16 protein-coding genes and 1 riboswitch are annotated in these 20,085 nt (G+C 40.9%); of the genes, 15 read left to right on the top strand and 1 reads right to left on the bottom strand.

Annotation, left to right across the window (positions count from 1 at the left end; all coding sequences use genetic code 11):
* The first annotated feature begins 16 nt into the window (after positions 1-16).
* The 12 genes from pelF (at position 17) to ACTNB8_RS11180 (ending at position 13,017) form a co-directional block, all read left to right on the top strand.
* Positions 17-1,441 carry a GT4 family glycosyltransferase PelF gene (pelF, locus tag ACTNB8_RS11235; protein ID WP_441054711.1) on the top strand — a complete coding sequence of 475 codons (1,425 nt, stop codon included), beginning with the start codon at positions 17-19 and terminating at the stop codon, positions 1,439-1,441.
* On the top strand, positions 1,422-2,891 hold the full coding sequence (gene pelG / locus ACTNB8_RS11230) for an exopolysaccharide Pel transporter PelG (protein WP_441054709.1): 1,470 nt from the start codon (positions 1,422-1,424) through the stop codon (positions 2,889-2,891). The genes pelF and pelG overlap by 20 nt, the downstream gene beginning before the upstream one ends.
* Positions 2,878-4,668: a CotH kinase family protein gene (locus ACTNB8_RS11225; protein ID WP_441054707.1), complete on the top strand. Its 1,791-nt coding sequence runs from the start codon at positions 2,878-2,880 to the stop codon at positions 4,666-4,668. Before pelG ends, ACTNB8_RS11225 begins: the two co-directional genes overlap by 14 nt.
* Positions 4,658-5,407, top strand: coding sequence for a polyphosphate polymerase domain-containing protein (locus tag ACTNB8_RS11220; protein WP_441054705.1), 750 nt, complete (start codon positions 4,658-4,660; stop codon positions 5,405-5,407). The genes ACTNB8_RS11225 and ACTNB8_RS11220 overlap by 11 nt, the downstream gene beginning before the upstream one ends.
* The gene (locus ACTNB8_RS11215) at positions 5,404-6,075 is read left to right on the top strand and encodes a DUF4956 domain-containing protein (protein WP_441054703.1); all 672 of its coding nucleotides are present in this window, start codon (positions 5,404-5,406) and stop codon (positions 6,073-6,075) included. The genes ACTNB8_RS11220 and ACTNB8_RS11215 overlap by 4 nt, the downstream gene beginning before the upstream one ends.
* 1 nt (position 6,076) lies before the next feature.
* Positions 6,077-6,208: a hypothetical protein gene (locus ACTNB8_RS11210; RefSeq protein WP_441054701.1), complete on the top strand. Its 132-nt coding sequence runs from the start codon at positions 6,077-6,079 to the stop codon at positions 6,206-6,208.
* A 37-nt stretch (positions 6,209-6,245) separates the two neighbouring features.
* Positions 6,246-6,336, top strand: a riboswitch (cyclic di-GMP riboswitch).
* 233 nt (positions 6,337-6,569) lie between these two features.
* The gene (locus ACTNB8_RS11205) at positions 6,570-9,776 is read left to right on the top strand and encodes a response regulator (protein WP_441054699.1); all 3,207 of its coding nucleotides are present in this window, start codon (positions 6,570-6,572) and stop codon (positions 9,774-9,776) included.
* A 55-nt stretch (positions 9,777-9,831) separates the two neighbouring features.
* Positions 9,832-12,027, top strand: a complete 2,196-nt coding sequence (locus ACTNB8_RS11200; RefSeq protein WP_441054697.1) for an ATP-binding protein — start codon at positions 9,832-9,834, stop codon at positions 12,025-12,027.
* A gap of 182 nt (positions 12,028-12,209) precedes the next feature.
* Positions 12,210-12,323, top strand: a complete 114-nt coding sequence (locus tag ACTNB8_RS11195) for a hypothetical protein (RefSeq protein WP_305872007.1) — start codon at positions 12,210-12,212, stop codon at positions 12,321-12,323.
* A gap of 4 nt (positions 12,324-12,327) precedes the next feature.
* Complete coding sequence (locus tag ACTNB8_RS11190; protein ID WP_173733188.1) at positions 12,328-12,558, top strand: hypothetical protein; 231 nt, start codon at positions 12,328-12,330, stop codon at positions 12,556-12,558.
* A 70-nt stretch (positions 12,559-12,628) separates the two neighbouring features.
* Entirely contained in the window at positions 12,629-12,751 is a 123-nt protein-coding gene (locus tag ACTNB8_RS11185; RefSeq protein ID WP_441054695.1) for a hypothetical protein, read from the top strand.
* Between the two features lie 50 nt (positions 12,752-12,801).
* Positions 12,802-13,017: a hypothetical protein gene (locus tag ACTNB8_RS11180; RefSeq protein WP_441054693.1), complete on the top strand. Its 216-nt coding sequence runs from the start codon at positions 12,802-12,804 to the stop codon at positions 13,015-13,017.
* A gap of 57 nt (positions 13,018-13,074) precedes the next feature.
* Here the strand turns inward: ACTNB8_RS11180 and ACTNB8_RS11175 are convergent, their stop codons facing one another.
* Positions 13,075-13,938 carry an AraC family transcriptional regulator gene (locus ACTNB8_RS11175; RefSeq protein WP_441054691.1) on the bottom strand — a complete coding sequence of 288 codons (864 nt, stop codon included), beginning with the start codon at positions 13,936-13,938 and terminating at the stop codon, positions 13,075-13,077.
* A gap of 201 nt (positions 13,939-14,139) precedes the next feature.
* Between ACTNB8_RS11175 and ACTNB8_RS11170 the strand changes: the two genes are divergently transcribed.
* From ACTNB8_RS11170 to ACTNB8_RS11160, 3 genes are all read left to right on the top strand, one after another.
* On the top strand, positions 14,140-17,178 hold the full coding sequence (locus ACTNB8_RS11170) for a glycoside hydrolase family 2 TIM barrel-domain containing protein (protein WP_441054689.1): 3,039 nt from the start codon (positions 14,140-14,142) through the stop codon (positions 17,176-17,178).
* Between the two features lie 167 nt (positions 17,179-17,345).
* Positions 17,346-18,743 carry an MFS transporter gene (locus ACTNB8_RS11165; protein WP_441054687.1) on the top strand — a complete coding sequence of 466 codons (1,398 nt, stop codon included), beginning with the start codon at positions 17,346-17,348 and terminating at the stop codon, positions 18,741-18,743.
* A gap of 351 nt (positions 18,744-19,094) precedes the next feature.
* Entirely contained in the window at positions 19,095-19,895 is an 801-nt protein-coding gene (locus tag ACTNB8_RS11160; protein ID WP_118508485.1) for a helix-turn-helix transcriptional regulator, read from the top strand.
* Positions 19,896-20,085: the final 190 nt, after the last annotated feature.

Raw genomic sequence — 20,085 nt, 5'->3', positions numbered from 1 at the left:
AGATAAGGAGTTAATTGTGAGAATCTGTCTCATATTGGAGGGGTGTTATCCCTACATATTTGGAGGTGTATCCACCTGGATGCACCAGTATATCAATGAAATGAAAGAGCATGAGTTTGTTCTGTGGGTGATTGGGGCAAATGCGAAGGATAAAGGGAAATTTGTCTACGAGCTTCCGAAAAATGTTGTAGAAGTTCACGAGGTCTTTCTGGATGACGCCTTGCGGCTGAAGGATTCAGGAAAAATGCTTCATGCCTTTACAGAGGAAGAGACGAACAGCCTGAAAGAGCTGATGCTGTGTAGACGCCCGAATTGGGAAATCTTGTTTCGGCTCTATCATGACCAGAAGCTGAATCCTATGTCTTTTTTAAGAAGTGAGGAATTCCTGAATATATTGACGGAGTGCTGTATAAAAGATTATCCATATACTCCGTTTGCGGATGCATTTCACACAATGCGTTCTATGCTGCTTCCGGTCCTTTATCTAATGGGAAGTGAAGTGCCCAAGGCAGATGTCTATCATGCAATCTGTACAGGATATGGCGGACTTCTTGCATGCCTGGGCGGGTATGTTTATAAGAAGAAAGTGCTGCTGACAGAGCATGGAATATACACAAGAGAGCGTGAAGAAGAGATTATTCGTGCAAAATGGGTACAGCCGGCATTTAAAAAGCAGTGGATTTCTTTCTTCTATATGCTGTCGGATATTATTTATACGAGAGCGTTTCTAGTCTCAGCATTATTTACCAATGCCATGCATGCACAGATCCAGATGGGATGTGACAAGGAGAAATGTCGTGTCGTTGAGAACGGAATCAACTATGAAAGGCTTTCCCCTATTCCATTGAAAGAGGAAGACGGATGGGTTGACATCGGTGCGATCGTGCGTCTGGCACCGATCAAGGATATCAAGACGATGATCTATGCGTTTTATGAGCTTTGCACGACAAGAGAACATGTGCGTCTCCACATTATGGGAGGTGTCGATGATGAGGAGTATGCGCAGGAGTGTTATGCGTTGGTCGATCAGCTTCATCTGGAAAATGTGATCTTTACAGGACGAGTGGATATCATCTCTTATATGGAGAAGCTGGATTTTACAATTTTGACGAGTATATCGGAAGGACAGCCGCTGTCTGTTTTAGAATCATTTGCTGCAAGGCGGCCTTGTGTGACTACAGATGTAGGATGCTGCAGGGAGCTTCTGAATGGTAACGAGGAGGATCGATACGGAAAAGCAGGATATTGTGTTCCACCGATGTATCGAGAGGGGCTCGCGCAGGCAATGGATCGGATGTGCGCTTCCAGAGCTCGGAGACTCCGCATGGGGGAGAATGCACAGAAACGAGTGAAAGCATATTATCGAAAAGAAGAAATGATTGAAAAGTACCGGAAGATGTATCAGGAGGTGGAAGAGGCAGATGGCTGGAATCGGATTTGAGTTAAAAAAATTATTCCAGAAGCGCGGACTTGCAGCGACGGCAAAAGCGTATGGGTATGCAGGAGTGATCTGTACAGGTCCGATGCTGCTCGGTATCGTGCTGTTGGTAGGAATCGCTTTTATCTGTGATCATACCGGTGCGACGAGACATAACCGGGAACTTCTGAACTGTATGATTACTTACACACTTCTCGCTTCGTTGACCGTGACCAGTTTCTTCTCTATGGTCGTGACGAGATATATTGCGGATATGCTGTATGAAGAACGCCACGAGGCGGTGCTTTCTTCTTTCTGGGGTTCAACAGCGATCCTGCTTGTAGTCGGCGGAATCATGTATGGGATTTTTCTTCTGTTTTCAGGAATCAATCTGATCGATCAGTTTTTGTGCCTGGAGTTTTTCGGAGAATTGATCGTCACCTGGAATGCGATGAGTTATCTGACAGCGATCAAGGATTACAAAGGGATTCTTATTTCATTTATTACAGCGGTAGCGGTATCATTGTTGTTCGGATTCCTATTGATCCTGATTGGGATTCCACATGTAGAGGCGTTGATGATCGCAGTTACGATCGGTTATGGAATTATGCTGCTTTGGGATGTGACGCTGTTGTACCGTTATTTTCCGCAGAGAGAGATCAGTGCATTTTTCTTTTTACGCTGGGTGGATCAGTTCCTTCCGCTTGCGTTTACAGGCTTGTTCACGAACATCGGACTATTTGCACATCTTGTTATCATGTGGTGCGGACCGATCCGTGTACATGTTCAGGGATTATTTTATGGTGCACCGTATCATGATGTACCTGCGATGATCGCCTATTTGACGATTCTTATTACAACCGTTAATTTCGTTGTGTCTGTGGAAGTGAATTTCTATCCGAAATATCGGAATTATTATAGTTTGTTTAATGACAAGGGAGAAATCAAGGATATCCTGCAGGCAGGAAATGAGATGAGAAAGGTTTTAAACATGGAGCTGAAATATACGGCGTTAAAGCAGCTACTTACAACGGCACTGGCGATTTCGATCGGACAGCTGCTTCTGACATATCTTCCGCTTGGATTTAATGATCTTATGGAAGGATATTTTAGGACACTCTGTGTCGGCTATGGACTCTATGCAATTGCTAACACGATGATGTTGATCTTACTTTATTTTACAGATTACAAGGGAGCATTATTTGCAACAGGAATGTTCGCCGCGTGTACGACGACATTTACCTGTGTGTCTTTATTTTTCCCACAGGTGTATTATGGATTTGGATTTTTACTGGGAAGTGCAGTGTTCTTTTTGATCTGTACACTGCGTCTTGGATATTTTATAAAAAAACTTCCGTATTATATTTTGAGTGTACAGCCGATTGTGGCAGAGGATAAAACAGGTTTCTTCACATGGCTTGGCTGCTTTTTGGAAGAGAAAATAGAGAGGGGAGATAAGCTTGAAAAAATATAAATTACTTGCGTTGGGATGTGCCCTTTTATTAGGAATGTCCTGTTGCCTGACGGGATGTACCACCCCGGAGAAAACAGGGGATACTTCAAAGAAACAGACAGAACAACAGACAGAACAACAGGAAGAGATAAAAAAGGCAGAGACACAGGATATCAACGACGTTCACCTCAGGGATAAGGATAGTCTCTATGAAAATGATGACGAGACGAGTGTTGTGACGATGTATCTTACTGTTTCTCAAGGAAACTCTTCAGAGGGTACGGATCACACCTGGAAGGAGATCAACAGTTATTCGGCCTATGATTATGACAAGATGGGAGTAGACCGTTACAAGACAGCGGCGCTTCTTCAGGTTGGTGATGAGTCAGGTCCGCAGAGCGGGGAGGTTGGATATGGTGAAAATGTGCCGAATGCTACCGTGCAGATCAGAGGACAGACATCGAGCCGTAATTCGCAGAAAAACTATAAGATTGAGCTGAAGAAGAATAAGGGAACCTGGCGTGGACAGCGCACGATCAATCTGAATAAACATCAGACAGATGGAATGCGTTTCCGTAATAAGCTGTCCTACGATCTTCTGAAAGGGATACCGCAGCTGATGTCACTTAGAACCCAGTTTGTACATTTATATGTAAGAGATCTTACCGAGGGGGACAGCTCAGAATTCCAGGACTATGGATTGTACACACAGGTGGAACAGCTGAACAAGACAGGAATGAAGAACCATGGAATGGATTCGAAGGGACAGTTGTACAAAATTAATTCGTTTGAGTTTTTCTGCTATGAAGATGTAATAAAAAAAGAAGACGATCCGACCTATGACCAGAAAGCCTTTGAAAAGCTTCTGGAGATCAAAGGAGATTCTGACCATACAAAATTGATCGATATGCTTACGGATCTGAATGATAATTCAAAATCGATTGGTGATATCCTGGATCAATATTTTGACAGAGAAAATCTGACGTACTGGATGGCGTATCAGATACTGACCGGAAATGTAGATACACAGAATCGTAATACATATTTATATAGTCCACAGAATTCAAATATATGGTATCTGATCGCGTGGGATAATGATACCTCTTTCAGGAGAACCGAATATAACATTAAAAACCGTTCCGATCAAGGCAGTTGGGAATGTGGAGTCAGTAATTACTGGGGAAATGTTCTCTTTCAAAGATGTCTGCAGTCGGAGGATTTCCGTGAGGAACTTGACGCGGCGATCCAGGATCTGAGATCCTATCTCAGTGTGGATCGGATCAGTAATATGATAGAGGAATATCGTACAGTTACTCAGAAGTATTTAAATCAGATGCCGGACCAGATGTATGCACCGTTGACTGAAGCGAAGTATGAAACAATTGCATCGGCAATCCCATCAGAGGTAGAACAAAATTATGAACTTTATAAGGAGAGCCTGGAAAAGCCAATGCCGTTTTTTATCGGAAAACCGGTGATCGAGGGAAATATTTTGAAGTTCAACTGGGACGCATCGTATGACTTTGATGCAGAGACGATCACTTACACAGTTGAACTGGCAAAAGATTATAAGTTCAATGAGATTGTATTTCGTCAGGATAATATTCAAATTCTGGAAGCGGAGACTACAGTTCCAGCAGATGGTCAGTATTTTGTGCGTATCCGTGCGACAAATACATCTGGACAGACGCAGGATGCTTCTGATTATTATGTAACAGACGCTGGAAAGAATTATGGTATGAAATGTTTCTACATTACAGGCGGCCAAAATGTTGAGGAAGATATTTATGAGGAATGATTTATCAAAAGAACGCTTCCGTAATGAATGGAAATATCTGATCAGTATCAGTGAGAAAGAATTGCTGGAGCTGAGGATGAAGCATTTGCTGAAAAAGGATCCAAATGCAAAGGGAAATGGTTATATGATCCGCAGCCTCTATTTTGAAGATTATTTCAACAGCGCTTATGCGGAAAAGGAATCTGGTGTCCTGATGCGAAAAAAATACAGGATCCGTATTTATGATTGTAGTGACCGTTCGATTAAGTTGGAGCGGAAGAAGAAATTCGGAAGTTATATTTATAAAGAAAGTGCTCCGCTGACAAAGGAAGAATTCTATAAGATCCTTGATGGAGATTATAAATTTTTGTTAAGCAGTCCGTATTCATTGTGCAGAGAATTTTATGTGGAATGTGTCAGCAATCTCATGCGTCCACGCACGATCGTTGACTATGACCGTGTACCGTGGATCATGGATGAGGGGACAGTCAGGATTACATTTGACAGTGATGTGAGGGCTGCGGTCGGAAGTTATGACATCTTTGATCCGTCCCTTCCGACACTTCCGGTGCTTGAACCGGGGAAACTGGTTATGGAAGTGAAATTCACAGAGATGCTTCCACAGATCGTGCGTGACTTGCTTCCACCAAATGCACAGGAATTCACAGCAGTATCAAAATATGTACTCTGTTATGAAAAATCGCAGTATTTGCATGGATTTGAATATTGGAATGAAACACAGGAGAGAAAACTATTATGAGTATACAAGATATGATTAAGAAGTCGGTGCTGGAATCCGGCGTATTTGACAGCTTTAATGCACCGAAGATGGCAATTTCGCTGATCGTGGCGTTACTTCTCGGAGCAGTGATCTATATGGTTTACAGCAAGTTTTATGTAGGGGTGATCTTCTCTCGGAGCTTTGCAGTTACGTTGGTCGGCATGACACTTCTCACTTGCATGGTTACTCTGGCAATCAGTACGAATATCGTGATTTCCCTTGGTATGGTCGGTGCATTGTCTATCGTACGTTTCCGTACGGCGGTGAAGGATCCGATGGATCTGCTCTATCTTTTCTGGGCGATCACGACAGGTATCACGACTGGAGCGGGAATGTATCCGTTGGCACTGATTGCAGCAGCGGTTATGATCATTATGATTTATCTGTTTTATCATAAGCAGCAGAAAGGCAGAATCTATATCGCCGTGATCCATTATCAGGGAGATGAAGTCGGTGATGAGATCCTCCGCAGCTTTGGCAGAATGAAATACTTCATAAAGTCAAAGACGATGCGTGGGGAGAAAACAGAGATGGCAGTTGAGGTATTCTGTCGGCAGAATGATCTCGATTTCACAGAGAAGATCCGGAAGATCACAAATGTAGAAGATATTACATTGATCCAGTATAATGGAGAGTATCACGGATAAAATGAAAAGAAGGGATGCCAGGAGGGTTCCAATCATTGCAATGTCCGCAAATGCCTTTGCAGAAGACATTATCAACAGCCGGCTGGCATACGCAAAATACACAGATTTTCTATCCGGCAATATTGACGTATGAAAAACTTTATGGTATTTTGTTTTTGATAAAAATAGAAATTATTTAAAGGCAAACCTGTTGAAAGGCAGGGTCGCAAAGCCAGAAGGGACTAAAGTCAGAAAGCTTGACCATGTCAGCCGGTTGCCACTGTTTCCATATCATCATAATATATGGAAAAGATGTTTGAACAGAAGAGATTCCGATACCTTTTATACTATATAGATGTGTGATTTTAGAGAAATATAGTAGGGACACTGGCAGATTTTGGCAAGTGTCCTTTTTGTATGCAAAAATGGGTAACAAAACTAGCAGGGACAGGTTTTCTGTATACAGATAAAAGCAGGATGAAGAAGGCATAAGACGGAGAGAGGACTTTTATAAAATGAAAAATTATGAAGACAAAATATATTCCTTAGGTGAGACTGTAACGGGGCAGACACAGGCCATGTCACAGGCCGTACAGAAAACACTGGAAAATAATGGCGGGGTAGGTATAATGACAGGATCTTATGACCAAAACCTGTCTATTTTGTCTGTGGATAATCTGCTGTTGCATAGTACAGGATATACATTCGATACTTTCATGGAACAGACAAAAGGCTCATTGAGAAACTTCTTTTATGACGAGGAAGATATACTGGAGCGAGAACGTTTTTTGCAGCTTCACGGAACAGGGGAAGCACAGATCATTACAGCAGACGGTACGGTGAATAATGTACGGCTTTGTAAAGAGGATGCGACAGATGAGGCGGGCAGACAGATTTGGGTTATGTCCGTACAGGTCAACTGGGATCATGTAAATCTGGCACTGCTCAATGAGGCTATCTATTCCGGCTTCTGGTATTTTGACTGTGACGAAAACAGTGAGATTGTGAATGCAAACTGGAGTCATGAATTCCGAAAAATGCTTGGCTATCATGACACTCTGGACTTTCCGAATAAACTGGAATCCTGGTCAGATCTTCTGCATCCACAGGATAAAGAAAGAGTAATGGTGCAGCTTCAGGCGGCAATTAAGGATAAGACGAACCAGATAAAATACCAGGTAGAGTATCGTATGAGAATGAAGGATAATCAATACCAGTGGTTTCGGGCATCGGCAGAAGTAATACGCCGTCTGGATGGTTCTGCCAGCAGGATTGCCGGGATTTTTATTAACATTGATGCGGAGAAAAAAGAAACCATGCAGGCACAAAAATCGGCTGCTTTCCACCGGGCTTTTACGAAAGCAGATCTGTGCGAGTATTATGTGAATCTGGAAGCGAATACTTTTGATACCTTTAAGGTTGAACCGTCCCTGATGACCGTCTTTGAACAGAGTCATACGTGGGATGAATTGATTCGGCATTTTGTGGATTCCTATGTTGTGGAGACAGATAAGAAGGCGGTATCCTCTTTTTACGACCGTGGTTATATTGCAGAAAGGCTGAAGGGTCTGGAAACCGAATTGGCTTTAGAGTGCCGTATCACTCTGAATGGAGAAGAACGATGGGTCCGCAATGTGGTCATACGTGGCGAAATAGAGGATTCAGAATATGCCATGATCTTTCTGCGTGATATCACAGAGGCAAAGGTAGAGAGCGCACGGCATCTGCAGATGGCAGCGGATAATGCTTCCATGGAGCAGCTGATTCAGAGTATTGTGCGTCTGGTTGACCGCTTTGTTGTCTGTGATCTGGAAAATGACAGATATGAATTCTACAATCCGAATGGACAGATGATATATAAACCTCTGGGATTTTATCATGATTTTCAGATGCAGGTTCTTGAAAAATATAAGACACTGGAACCATTGGAAGCTATAGATATCCTGATAACCCCGGATAATATTCGGAAAAAACTGAAAAGTGAAAATGATATTTATAAGTTTGAGTATTGCAGCCTGGATGAAAAGACTTATAAAATCGCTTCTTATATTCCCTTGGAATGGAAGAATGGAAAGCTGGAAAAGGTATTGCTGGCATCCATGGATGTGACACAGGAGAAGAAAGCAGAGATTGAATCCCGTCAGGCACTGAAAGAGGCTTACCGGTCCGCAGAAAATGCAAATCGTGCGAAAACAGAATTCCTTTCCAATATGTCCCATGATATCCGGACACCAATGAATGCGATTGTGGGTCTGACGGCAATCGCAGGAGCAAATATTGAGAGCCAGGACAGAGTCATTGAATGCCTCGGCAAGATCACAGAATCAAGCCGCCATCTGCTGGGGCTGATCAATGAAGTATTGGATATGGCACGTATTGAAAGTGGAAAAATGACACTGGCACAGGAAGATTTCAATCTGTCAGAGCTGGTAGATAATCTTATTACACTTACGAAACCGGTGCTTGATGAACATAAACATAATTTTGATATACACATCAATCATATTGAACATGAGGCTGTCTGTGGTGACAGCCTGAGGATTCAGCAGGTATTTGTGAATCTGATGAGTAATGCGATCAAGTATACACCGGATGGCGGGAATATTATTTTTTCCATAGAGGAAAAGCCAAATGGATTTTCAGAGCTTGGATGCTATGAATTTACGATTGAGGATAATGGGATCGGTATGTCACCGGAATTCCAGAAAATTATGTTTGATCCGTTCAGCCGCGCGGATGACCACCGGACAACCAGAGTCCAGGGAACTGGTCTGGGAATGGCAATCAGCAGAAATATTGTGAACCTGATGAATGGCAATATTAAAGTGGACAGTACCTTGCACAAGGGAACTAAAATCACAGTAACAATTTATCTGGAGCTTCAGGAAAAAGAAAAAGAACAGGACAGAGATCTGATGAATCTGCCGGTTCTGGTTGTGGATGATGATAGGACATGCTGTGAAAGTACAGTTGCAACATTAAAGGAAATCGGTATTATGGGTGAATGGGTTCTCTCTGGCAGGGAAGCCGTTGAGTGCTGTTATGCACGGCATGAGTTGAAAGATGATTACTTTGCTGTTATTTTAGACTGGAAGATGCCGGATATGGATGGCATAGAAACAGCCAGACAGATTCGGAAGCGGATAGGTAAAGAAATCACCATCATTGTACTGACATCTTATGAATTCAGCGAGATTGAAGAAGAAGCAAAGGCGGCGGGCATAGATGCTTTTATTGCAAAACCGCTGTTCCGTTCCCGGCTGACAGCTACACTGCGGCAGTTTACTTCAGGAAGAAAAGAAAAAACAGCAAGAAATTATTTGGAGAAGCTATCAGAATCAGATTACACGGGAAAAAGGATTCTGCTGGTTGAGGATAATGAGTTGAACAGAGAAATTGCTGGTGAAATTTTGCAGATGACAGGTGCAAAAGTGGAAACGGCAGAAAATGGGAAAATTGCAGTTGAGAAAGTGGAAGCTTCTCCGAAAGGTTCGTATGATCTTATTTTTATGGATATCCAAATGCCTGTTATGAATGGTTATGAGGCAACACCGGCAATCAGGAGTCTTTCGGGTGAAAAGGGAAAACTGCCTATTGTTGCCATGACTGCCAATGCTTTTGCAGAAGATGTACAGCTGGCCAAAAATACAGGCATGAATGGACATATCGCGAAACCGCTGGATATGAATAAGCTGAATGATGTTCTGGAAAGCTGGCTGTAATTGCCTTCCTGGATGCATGGGAAAAGCAGTTAGGAAACATAGAGAGGGTTTTGTTATGACAGAAACTAAATATATATTTCCGAAGCAACCGCAGTCCATGGCAGTTTTGGCTTTCATAGCCGTGCTGATCATTTTGCTTCTTGTCCTGATTGTAATGGTACATATGAGAAACAGAAAATTAAAAAGTATACTGGAAGAACAAATGGCAGAAAGACAACTTCTGGATAAGATGTCTGCAGATTTCACGGCTGTCTATTATGTTGAATTAAATACCGGTTCCTTTGAAATTCTCCATTTGAGTGCCGGGACCAACGCAAAAAAAATGAATCTGAAACAGTGTGATAATTTTAATTATTCTGCTGACCAATATGCGGTTCATTATCTGTATGAGAAAGAAAGACAGGAATTTAAGGACTGGATTTCAACAGGGAATCTAAAGGAACAGCTTTCCCGGAAGGAGCGCATTACATACCATTATAGAAGTAAACCGAATCCGAACCAGCATGAATTTTTTGAGGCACAGGCAGTCAAAATATACGAGGATGAGAAACATTTTTTCGCACTGGTGGGTTTTCGGCATATTGATGATATCATGGAAAAGGAAACTACGATCCAGAATCAGTTAAAGCAGGCACTGGATGAAGCACGGCTGAGTAATGAAATAATCTCAGCAATTGCCAAGAGTTACTGTTCTATCTACAGAATTGATGTGCAGAAAGATTTTTTTGAAGAGGTATCAAATGACAGTGAAGTACACAAACTGACAGGAAACAGTGGATGTGCAACGGAAAAAATGTATCAGCTTTGTGATACAATGGTTGCACCGGAATACCGCTCGCTGATCCGCCCATTTCTGGATGTCTCTACACTTTCAGCAAGATTGAAGACGGAAGAATGTATTTCTACAGAATACAGAATGTGTGATGGCAGCTGGCACAGGATGCTTTTTACTGTAAAAAAAAGAGATGAGTCTGGAAATGTAACCCATGTTTTATGTACGGTCCGTAGTATCAGCGATTCCAAGAGACGTGAAGAGGATCTTAACTTTGCAGCGGAAGCAGCAAAGCGGGAAGTCGAAATGAAAACAAGGTTTCTGGAAACTATGAGTCATGATATCCGTACACCACTGAACGGTATTATCGGTATGGTAAATATGGGAAATCAGTATGCAGATGATCCACAGATGCAGCAGAAGATCAGAGAAAAGGAAATGGAAGCGCTGAAATATCTGGTATCTCTGGTAAACGATGTGCTGGATATGAATAAACTACAGAGCGGAGATTTGAAGGACCAGCAGCTTTTGTTTGATCTGACAATGGTACTGCGGGAATTGAACCAGATTTATGATGAGCGGGCTGCCAAGAAAGGCATCCGGTATGAGATTGACTGGAAAAGTACATACAGTCATAGCGCTCTGGTTGGAAATCCGGTATATCTTGGCAGGATCCTATCGAATATTATGGACAATGCCATAAAATTCAGTCGGGCGGGTAGTGTGCTCACGGTCTGGGTTAAGGAAGAAATTCTGGATGATGGCAGAGCATTTTTTACGTTCTACTGTAAAGACCAGGGTGTGGGTATGAGTAAAGATTTTATTGCCCATGCTTTTGATATGTTCTCACAGGAAAGCGAGACAAGCAGATCCAGGTATGAAGGCACCGGACTGGGGCTTGCGATTACGAAACAGCTCGTGGACAGGATGGGTGGAAGTATTGAACTGAAGAGCAAAGTTGGTGTTGGTACTACAGTTATTGTAAAAATACCGTTCAAAATTGGCACACAGGATAAAAACAGTAATTTATCAGATAAGCCAGTAAGCCTTGATGATTATTCGGTAGAAGGCATGCGGGCATTGGTTGTGGAAGACAATGAGTTGAACATGGAAATTTCCAGATGTATACTGGAAGACAGCGGTATGGAAGTTACATGTGCAGTAGACGGGCAGGAAGCAGTTGAAATCTTCGAAAAATCTGCACCGGATTATTTTGGGGTAATTTATATGGATATTATGATGCCGAGGATGAATGGTCTGGATGCGGCAAGGACAATCAGGGAAATGAAAAGAAGGGATGCCAGGAGGGTTCCGATCATTGCAATGTCCGCAAATGCCTTTGCAGAAGACATTATCAACAGCCGGCTGGCTGGAATGAATGTTCATCTTGCAAAACCACTGGATGCGGAAAAAATAATCATTGCCTTAAAACAATGCATGGCAGATAATAGCGATGTAAAACTGCACGAAGATTTGTAGGAATAAAAAGACAGAACATATAAAGTTGTTATATGGTCTGTTTTTTTATTCTCTAGAAGAAGCAGGCTGTGAAAATTCATATGTCTTTTTGGACTGGAATAATTATATGGGGCATGTTAAAATAAGGAACATACATTCGATTTTAGGCGATTGATGGAAGGTGGTGTATAGCATTACTGACAATGCTGCTAAGAGAGGATCATTTTTCCAATGGTTCTTTTGACCGGAGATTTGCTGACGGGCAGGTGCTTCCGGTTCTGGTGAGGATGAAGGATGTTTTGAGTGCAGGAGTGTGATTTTATGAAAGTCGGGGATACTGCATATATTGTGGAATCAAACCGGTATGTGAGAGAGGTGGAAATCCGCAGGTGTTCTGGCGGGATGTTCCTGGTCCGTTTTACAGATACAGGTGGCGGAATACAGGTGAAGGCTCACAGGCTGTTTGCAACGAGGGAAGAAGCTGAAAAGAGTATCGAGAAGGCACCAGAGACAAAGAAGGTGCGTGGGAATCCGTATGACAGATGGTATTGAACGGATGATAAAGTAAATAAATGCATCAGGGACCAGGACTCCTTGGAACAGTAGGAGGTGGTTTCTGGTTATGGAAAAAAATGAACTGATCGATACCGGCGGACTGACGGAGAAACAGGCCAGGCTAAAACATGGAAAAGTGTGCAGAGTTTCTGGCAAGGATGATCCAGAAGTACGGGGATGTGGTCCATGATGGAAGCAAAGAGTTAGGATAGTGACATTAAGGAAGCAACGATTCAGTCATTGAAAGGTGCTATGAGAGAGGGAGATTATGGATTGATTGTCATTACACCGGATTTTGATAATTTTACTACAAAACTTATTGCGGCAGACGAATATTCAAAATATTTGACAGAAACGCCAATCTTGGAAGGTGTTGCAAACAGAGAATATTATGGAAGATCTGCGACCTCTATAGAGAACAAAAGCACGATAGAGTACGGAACAGAGCAAAAGTGAGAAGAGGATATTACGAATCATTGTTTTGATAATTCGGTGGTATCCTCTTTGTGGATTTCAGAATTTGTTTCTCAGCTTTCGGTATTCTCTCGGCGAATATCCTTTCAACTTGTGAAAAAGCCGACTGAAATAAAGCTGGTTATCATATCCGACAATTTTAGAAATCTCATTGATGGAATAAGTTGTTGTTTCAAGTAACATCTGAGCATTGTTGATGCGGATTCCCACAATGAATTGCATTGGTGTAGAACCGGTATATTTTTTGAAATTTCGGATAAACCAGCTGATACTCATGCCTCGTGAGGCAGCATAATCATCAATATTGATATTTTGATTGTAGTTTTCACTGAAAAAGGTAACAGCATTATCCATCTCATGATCAAGATATTCATTTTTTAATATGTGCTCTCTTGTCAGTTCCCGGTGGAAACTGATCAGAAGATGACGTAGCAAAAGGACAAGCATTTCCTCATAATTGTCTTGACAGCGTTGGAGCTCGATAATGATACGTTTGAAAATTTGTTCATATTCATTAGATGTACCCACTTGAAAGACACGTTCTTTATCCGGGAATCCATATTGCCGTAGGATATTTTTTACATTGTTGCCTGTAAAATGAATCCAGTATACTTCTGCCTTATCTTTTCCATAATATTCATATTTCTGAAGTTCCTTCGGTCTGTACAGTACAATATTACCGGCGGGGACAATCGTTTCGTTATCCACATTGTCAAAATGAAAATGCCCACAACCAGCAGTGATATAGATAATCTGATAATCCAGGCGTCCCCTTGGACGGTAGGTTGGTAACTTTGGATGGCTGGAAAGGCGGTAAGTACCGCAACTTCCTACAACCAGTGGGCGACTTTTGTCTTTGAAATCCATATGGGAGTGGTTTAAATAACCGGTATTCATATACATATGGTAGCACCTCTTTTCCTTTTTTTGTTATTGTATCATTTAGTGCATATTTTGTCTAATCCAATTCATAGACATGTTTTGCAGATTAGGATAAGATATATATAGCAAAACAGAGAAGCGTAAACATAAAAGTAAAAGACAAGGTTTGCTGTGGAAAAACAAAGTGCAAAAAAATGTATATGTATTAAAGGAGAGTTATTTATGATCGTACCACGTTATTATGAAAATCTAAGCGTACTGCACGAAAACACAATGCCAGCCAGAGCCTATTTTATTCCGGCCTCCAAAAGAATGGATAACCTGGTGGAGCACAGGGAAGAGTCAGACCGAATGCAGTTATTGAACGGAACTTGGAAGTTCCAGTATTTTAACAGTATCTATGAGGTTCAGGAACCCTTCTTTGAGAAAGATTATGATACAGAAAATTTTGATGAGATTCAGGTTCCGAGTGTATGGCAGATGGCAGGATATGACACACATCAGTATACAAACATCAGGTATCCGTTCCCATTTGATCCACCGTATGTACCACAGGATATTCCATGTGGAACATATGCACATACCTTTGTTTATCACAAAGATGAAAATGCACCAAAAGCTTTCTTGAATTTTGAAGGAGTAGACAGTTGCTTTTATGTATGGATCAATGGCTCTTATGTAGGGTATAGCCAGGTTTCTCATATGACCAGTGAGTTTGATATTACCGACCTCCTTCGGGACGGAGAGAACAGCATAGCGGTTCTGGTAATGAAGTGGTGTGATGGTTCCTATTTGGAAGATCAGGACAAATTCCGTATGAGTGGTATTTTCCGGGATGTGTACATTTTGAAACGCCCAAAACAGGCAATCAGTGATTATCATATTAAAACAAGAATTGAGGATATGCTTGCGAAAGTAGAAATTGAAATGAAATTCTACTCTCCGTTAAATGTAAAAATTTCGATTGAAGATAGAAACGGAGCAGTTGTAGCACTAGGAAGTATTGCTGAAGAAGGAACAGCTGTATTAGAAATCGCAAGTCCGGAACTTTGGAATACAGAAAATCCATATCTATATAAACTGATTCTTGAAACAGAGAATGAAGTAATTGTAGATCACATTGCATTAAGAAAGATAGAGATTAAAGACCAGGTTATTTATTTAAATGGACAGAAGATTAAATTCCGTGGTGTCAATCGACATGATTCTGATCCGGTTACTGGATTTACAATCAATCCGGAACAGATTACAACCGATCTTACGTTAATGAAGCAGCATAATTTTAATGCGATCCGTTCCAGCCACTATCCGAACGCACCATTTTTCTATGAAATGTGTGACAAGTATGGATTCATGGTAATAGATGAAGCAGATATTGAAGCTCATGGTCCATTTATGATCTACAGAAAAGAAGACACTGATTACAATCGGTTCAAACGATGGAATGAGAAGATTGCAGATGATCCAGTATGGGAAGAGGCAATCGTTGATCGCGTAAAACTCATGGTGGAACGTGACAAAAACCGTTTCTGTATTGTTATGTGGTCAATGGGAAATGAGAGTGCTTATGGCTGCAACTTTGAAAAAGCACTGGAATGGACAAAGAATTTTGATCCAGACCGTATCACACAATATGAGAGTGCAAGATACCGTAATTATGATGAAACATATGATTACAGCAATCTGGATGTGTACAGCCGGATGTACCCAGCGCTTTCCGAAATTCAGGAATATCTGGATAAAGATGGAAGCAAACCCTTCCTTTTGGTAGAGTACTGTCACAGCATGGGAAACGGACCTGGAGATTTTGAAGATTACTTCCAGATGATTCAGGATAATGATAAAATGTGCGGCGGCTTTGTCTGGGAATGGTGTGACCATGCGATTTCTCATGGAACTGCTGAGAATGGAAAGACTATATATGCTTATGGGGGCGACCATGGCGAAGAAATTCATGATGGCAACTTCTGTATGGATGGATTAGTATATCCGGACAGAACGGTACATACAGGACTTCTGGAATACAAGAATGTTTATCGCCCGGCAAGAGTTATTTCCTATAACAAAGAAAGCGGAGAACTGGTGCTTCATAACTACATGGATTTTGATGACTTGAAAGATTATGTGAAGATTAGTTATGAGCTGACACAGGATGGTCTTGTGATCAGCAAAGGCATACTTCCGGAGTTTTCTGTGGCACCACACGGGGAAGGAAAAACAAACCTGAAGATCAATGTTCCAGAGAATGGGAAATGTTATTTAAAACTTATTTACCATCTGAAAAAAGAATTGCCACTGTTGGATGAAGACCATATTCTTGGATTTGATGAAATTGAGGTAAGTAAAGAGGATACAAAATGTAAACTTGCAGAGAAATGGATACCAAAAACAGTAGTGGACTCTGAATTACAGGTAAATGAAAATGATACACAGATTCATATCAAGGGGCGTGAATTTGCTTATACCATAGACAAACGTACTGCACTCTTTACAGAGATGAAATTCGCAGGGCGGGAATACTTGAACCATCCGATGGAATTAAATATTTGGAGAGCTCCAACAGATAACGATATGTACATCAAGTCTGAATGGAAGAAAGCCCACTATGATAAGGCTTACACAAGAGCCTATACGACAGAGGTTGTGCAGGGAAAACATGGTGTGAAGATTACAAGCCATGCTTCCGTTGTGGCAGAGACAGTACAGAAGATTCTTGATGTGACGATTATATGGAAAATAGAAGCTGCTGGAAAGATTGATGCAGATATTGCAGTAACAAAAGACGATGAATTCCCGGATCTTCCGAGATTTGGTGTGAGGATGTTCCTGGATAAAAAACTTTCAGCTGTAAGATACTTTGGAATGGGACCACAGGAAAGTTATTGTGATAAACATCAGGCTGCGAGCCACGGTTTGTACCGGGCAGATGTAGGGGATTTACATGAGGACTATATCCGTCCACAGGAAAATGGAAGCCATTATGATTGTGAATATGTAGAGCTTAACAACAGCCGATATGGAATTGTGGCATCCGCAGAAAAGGCATTTTCATTCAATGCTTCTTATTATACGCAGGAAGAACTTGAGAAGAAAACGCATAATTATGAACTGACAGAATCAGATAGTGTAGTATTTTGCGTTGACTACGCATTAAATGGCATTGGTTCTAATAGTTGTGGTCCAGTTGTATTGGATCAGTACCGATTTGATGATGTATTATTCCGGTTCCAGTTTACGCTGATACCGTATGTAAAAGGATAATAAAGTTTCATGTAACCCGTAAACAAGGAAAGAGAGTCTGATTGTAATGTAAAGTCCGGATATACAGAGCAATCAGACAAAATCGGAGAAAAAAACAGAATTAGATATCATACGGTTAGCCATATTGAGATTCTAAGTGCGATGAAGATGAGGAGCAAAGAAATTCGATGGAAGAAAAAAAGTATTTGAAATGGTATAACAAAATTGGATACGGATCAGGTGATATTGCAGGTAATGTAGTCTATGCGTTCCTGACATCTTTTATGATGGTCTATCTGACGGACTCGGTAGGACTTGCTGCAGGTGTCGTGGGTACCCTGATTGCCGTATCAAAACTATTTGATGGTTTTACGGATATATTTTTTGGATCAATGATTGACAAAACACACAGTAAAATGGGAAAAGCGAAACCCTGGATGCTATACGGATATATTGGTTGTGCCATTACGCTGGTCGGCTGCTTTGCAGTACCGGTGAGTTTGGGAACAACGGCTAAATATGCATGGTTCTTTATTTCTTATACACTGTTAAATGGTGTGTTTTATACAGCAAACAATATTGCTTATTCAGCACTTACGTCACTGATTACAAAGAACAGCAAAGAGCGTGTACAGATGGGATCTTACCGTTTTATTTTTGCATTTTCAACAAGTCTTCTGATTCAGGCGATTACAGTTGGATTTGTAGATAAATGTGGTGGAGATGCTGCGGCATGGAGAACGGTTGCTATTATCTATGCAATCATTGGTCTGGTCGTAAATACGATTTCAGCACTTTCTGTTAAGGAACTTCCGGAGGAAGAACTTAATGAAGGAGAAGTAAAGAATGATAATGAAAAGTATGGAATGGTACAGGCATTCAAGCTTCTTGTCAAAAACAAATATTACATGATGATTTGTGGAACATATATTTTACAGCAGTTATATGGTGCCATGATTGGAGCTGGCATTTATTACATGACATGGGTACTGAAAAATAAGAATTTGTTTGGACAATTTGCATGGGCAGTAAATATTCCACTGATCATTGCCCTGATTTTCACACCGACATTAGTTGGTAAGTGGAAAGGTATGTATAAACTGAACTTAAGAGGTTACGTCTTAGCAGTCATCGGTAGAGCACTTGTTGTTGTTGCCGGATATATGGGCAGTGTTCCGCTGATGATGGCATTTACAGCTCTTGCAGCCTTAGGTCAGGGACCATGGCAGGGAGATATGAATGCTGTTATCGCATCTTGCTCTGAATACACTTATCTTACGCAGGGAAAGAGAATTGACGGAACGATGTACTCTTGTACTTCTCTTGGTGTAAAAATCGGTGGAGGTATTGGAACCGCTGTTGTTGGATGGATGCTTGAGTTCAGTGGATATGTCGGAACAAATGCAACTCAGCCACAGTCTGCACTTGATATGATGCAGTTCATGTATCTTTGGCTTCCGTTAATCTTTGATGTATTGATTATGTTTGCACTTTCAAGAATGAATGTAGAAGATGCAAATAAAAAACTGAAAGCAGAAAAAGAAATTGCTGCAGATGAAGTAACAGATGCATCGGACATAAATTAGAATTGACAGGAGAAAGCGTTGTCTGATCGTTGCTCGATGAGACAGTGCTTTTTTCTATATATAAAGTGATAGAACTGTATTTTGAAAATAAAAAAGGACCACTTCATTTTTGTGAAATGGCCTTAAGAAAATATTCAGTTTTCACAAAATAGTCCTTTTAGTATTTATACATGGTAAGGATGCTCAAAATATTCAGCGTAGAATACTAAAAGGTCATTCAGATATTTTTTTAGGTTGCTCATTTGCAATTCCTCCTTTCCTTATTTACAAGTTGATTATAAGATAGGTGTAAAAGGATTGCTTGCCAAATCGAAAGAAGATATAGACAAATGTTGCAAAGGGGAGTATTTCATGCAGTTAAAATATGTTGACACAAAAGAGGAGATTATAGCAATAAATAGGAAGTCAAAACATATTGAACCACATCTTCATAATGCACTGGAAATCGTTTGTGTAACAAGTGGAGCATTAGAACTTGGTGTCGGACAGGAACTATACCATATGGAAAAAGGAGATATAGGCTTTGTATTTCCAGATGTTATTCATCACTATCAGGTACTGACACCCGGTGTAAATAAAGCGACTTATCTGATTGCATCGCCATTTACGATAGCCAAATTTGCAGATATCATGCAATCCATGGCTCCTGAATACCCAATCATCAAAGCGGAAAAGGTTGAACCGGAGGTATATAGGGTTATAAATGCAATTTTAGAGACAGAACAGTCGGATATTACTGTTGCACAGGCATATCTTCAAATTGTGTTGGCACGCTGCATAGGAAAATTAAATTTGGTAGAAAAGAGTAATGTGGGGAGCAACGATCTTATTTACCAGACAGTTTCCTATATATCAGCAAATTTCAAGAAGAAGTTTTCTCTGGAAGAGATGGCAAAAGATCTGGGGGTGAGCAAATATGTTTTATCCAGACTCTTTTCCAAAACATTCCATAGAAACTTTAATCAATATCTTAACGATGCAAGGCTGAACTATGCATGCCATCGTTTGGAAAATACGAGTGATTCTATTACAAACATTTGTCTGGATAGTGGATTTGAAAGTCAGAGAACATTTAACCGAGTATTTAAAGAAAGATATAAAATATCACCAAGTGACTACCGGAGTACATGTCTGAAAGATATGTTGTCATAACATATAGATTAATAAATTCAATAAAAATCTGATTATCAGTCTGAAATAAGTATCTCTGGGTGTTATTTATAATATGGGGTAGTGGTTAATTATTATGTCATGTTTGTTATATGCTTCTAAATGTAATGTTTTGAGGGGAGACATGAGCAATAGGAGAAGTGGTATTTGCATCAATGGGTCCAACAAAAAG

This window comes from Blautia sp. HCP28S3_G10 (assembly GCF_052065235.1).
Classification (GTDB): Bacteria; Bacillota; Clostridia; order Lachnospirales; family Lachnospiraceae; genus Blautia_A.
The sequence above is the reverse complement of the archived record's forward strand: the minus strand, read 5'-3'. Positions and strand labels throughout refer to the sequence as shown.

Excerpts from the sequence above, each read along its gene's own strand:
- pelG (WP_441054709.1), top strand. The coding sequence starts at position 1,422 with ATGGCTGGAATCGGATTTGAGTTAAAAAAATTATTCCAGAAGCGCGGA.
- ACTNB8_RS11220 (WP_441054705.1), top strand. The coding sequence starts at position 4,658 with ATGAGGAATGATTTATCAAAAGAACGCTTCCGTAATGAATGGAAATAT.
- ACTNB8_RS11215 (WP_441054703.1), top strand. The coding sequence starts at position 5,404 with ATGAGTATACAAGATATGATTAAGAAGTCGGTGCTGGAATCCGGCGTA.
- ACTNB8_RS11210 (WP_441054701.1), top strand. The coding sequence starts at position 6,077 with ATGAAAAGAAGGGATGCCAGGAGGGTTCCAATCATTGCAATGTCCGCA.
- ACTNB8_RS11205 (WP_441054699.1), top strand. The coding sequence starts at position 6,570 with ATGAAAAATTATGAAGACAAAATATATTCCTTAGGTGAGACTGTAACG.
- ACTNB8_RS11200 (WP_441054697.1), top strand. The coding sequence starts at position 9,832 with ATGACAGAAACTAAATATATATTTCCGAAGCAACCGCAGTCCATGGCA.
- ACTNB8_RS11195 (WP_305872007.1), top strand. The coding sequence starts at position 12,210 with ATGCTGCTAAGAGAGGATCATTTTTCCAATGGTTCTTTTGACCGGAGA.
- ACTNB8_RS11190 (WP_173733188.1), top strand. The coding sequence starts at position 12,328 with ATGAAAGTCGGGGATACTGCATATATTGTGGAATCAAACCGGTATGTG.
- ACTNB8_RS11185 (WP_441054695.1), top strand. The coding sequence starts at position 12,629 with ATGGAAAAAAATGAACTGATCGATACCGGCGGACTGACGGAGAAACAG.
- ACTNB8_RS11175 (WP_441054691.1), bottom strand. The coding sequence starts at position 13,938 with ATGTATATGAATACCGGTTATTTAAACCACTCCCATATGGATTTCAAA.
- ACTNB8_RS11170 (WP_441054689.1), top strand. The coding sequence starts at position 14,140 with ATGATCGTACCACGTTATTATGAAAATCTAAGCGTACTGCACGAAAAC.
- ACTNB8_RS11165 (WP_441054687.1), top strand. The coding sequence starts at position 17,346 with ATGGAAGAAAAAAAGTATTTGAAATGGTATAACAAAATTGGATACGGA.
- ACTNB8_RS11160 (WP_118508485.1), top strand. The coding sequence starts at position 19,095 with ATGCAGTTAAAATATGTTGACACAAAAGAGGAGATTATAGCAATAAAT.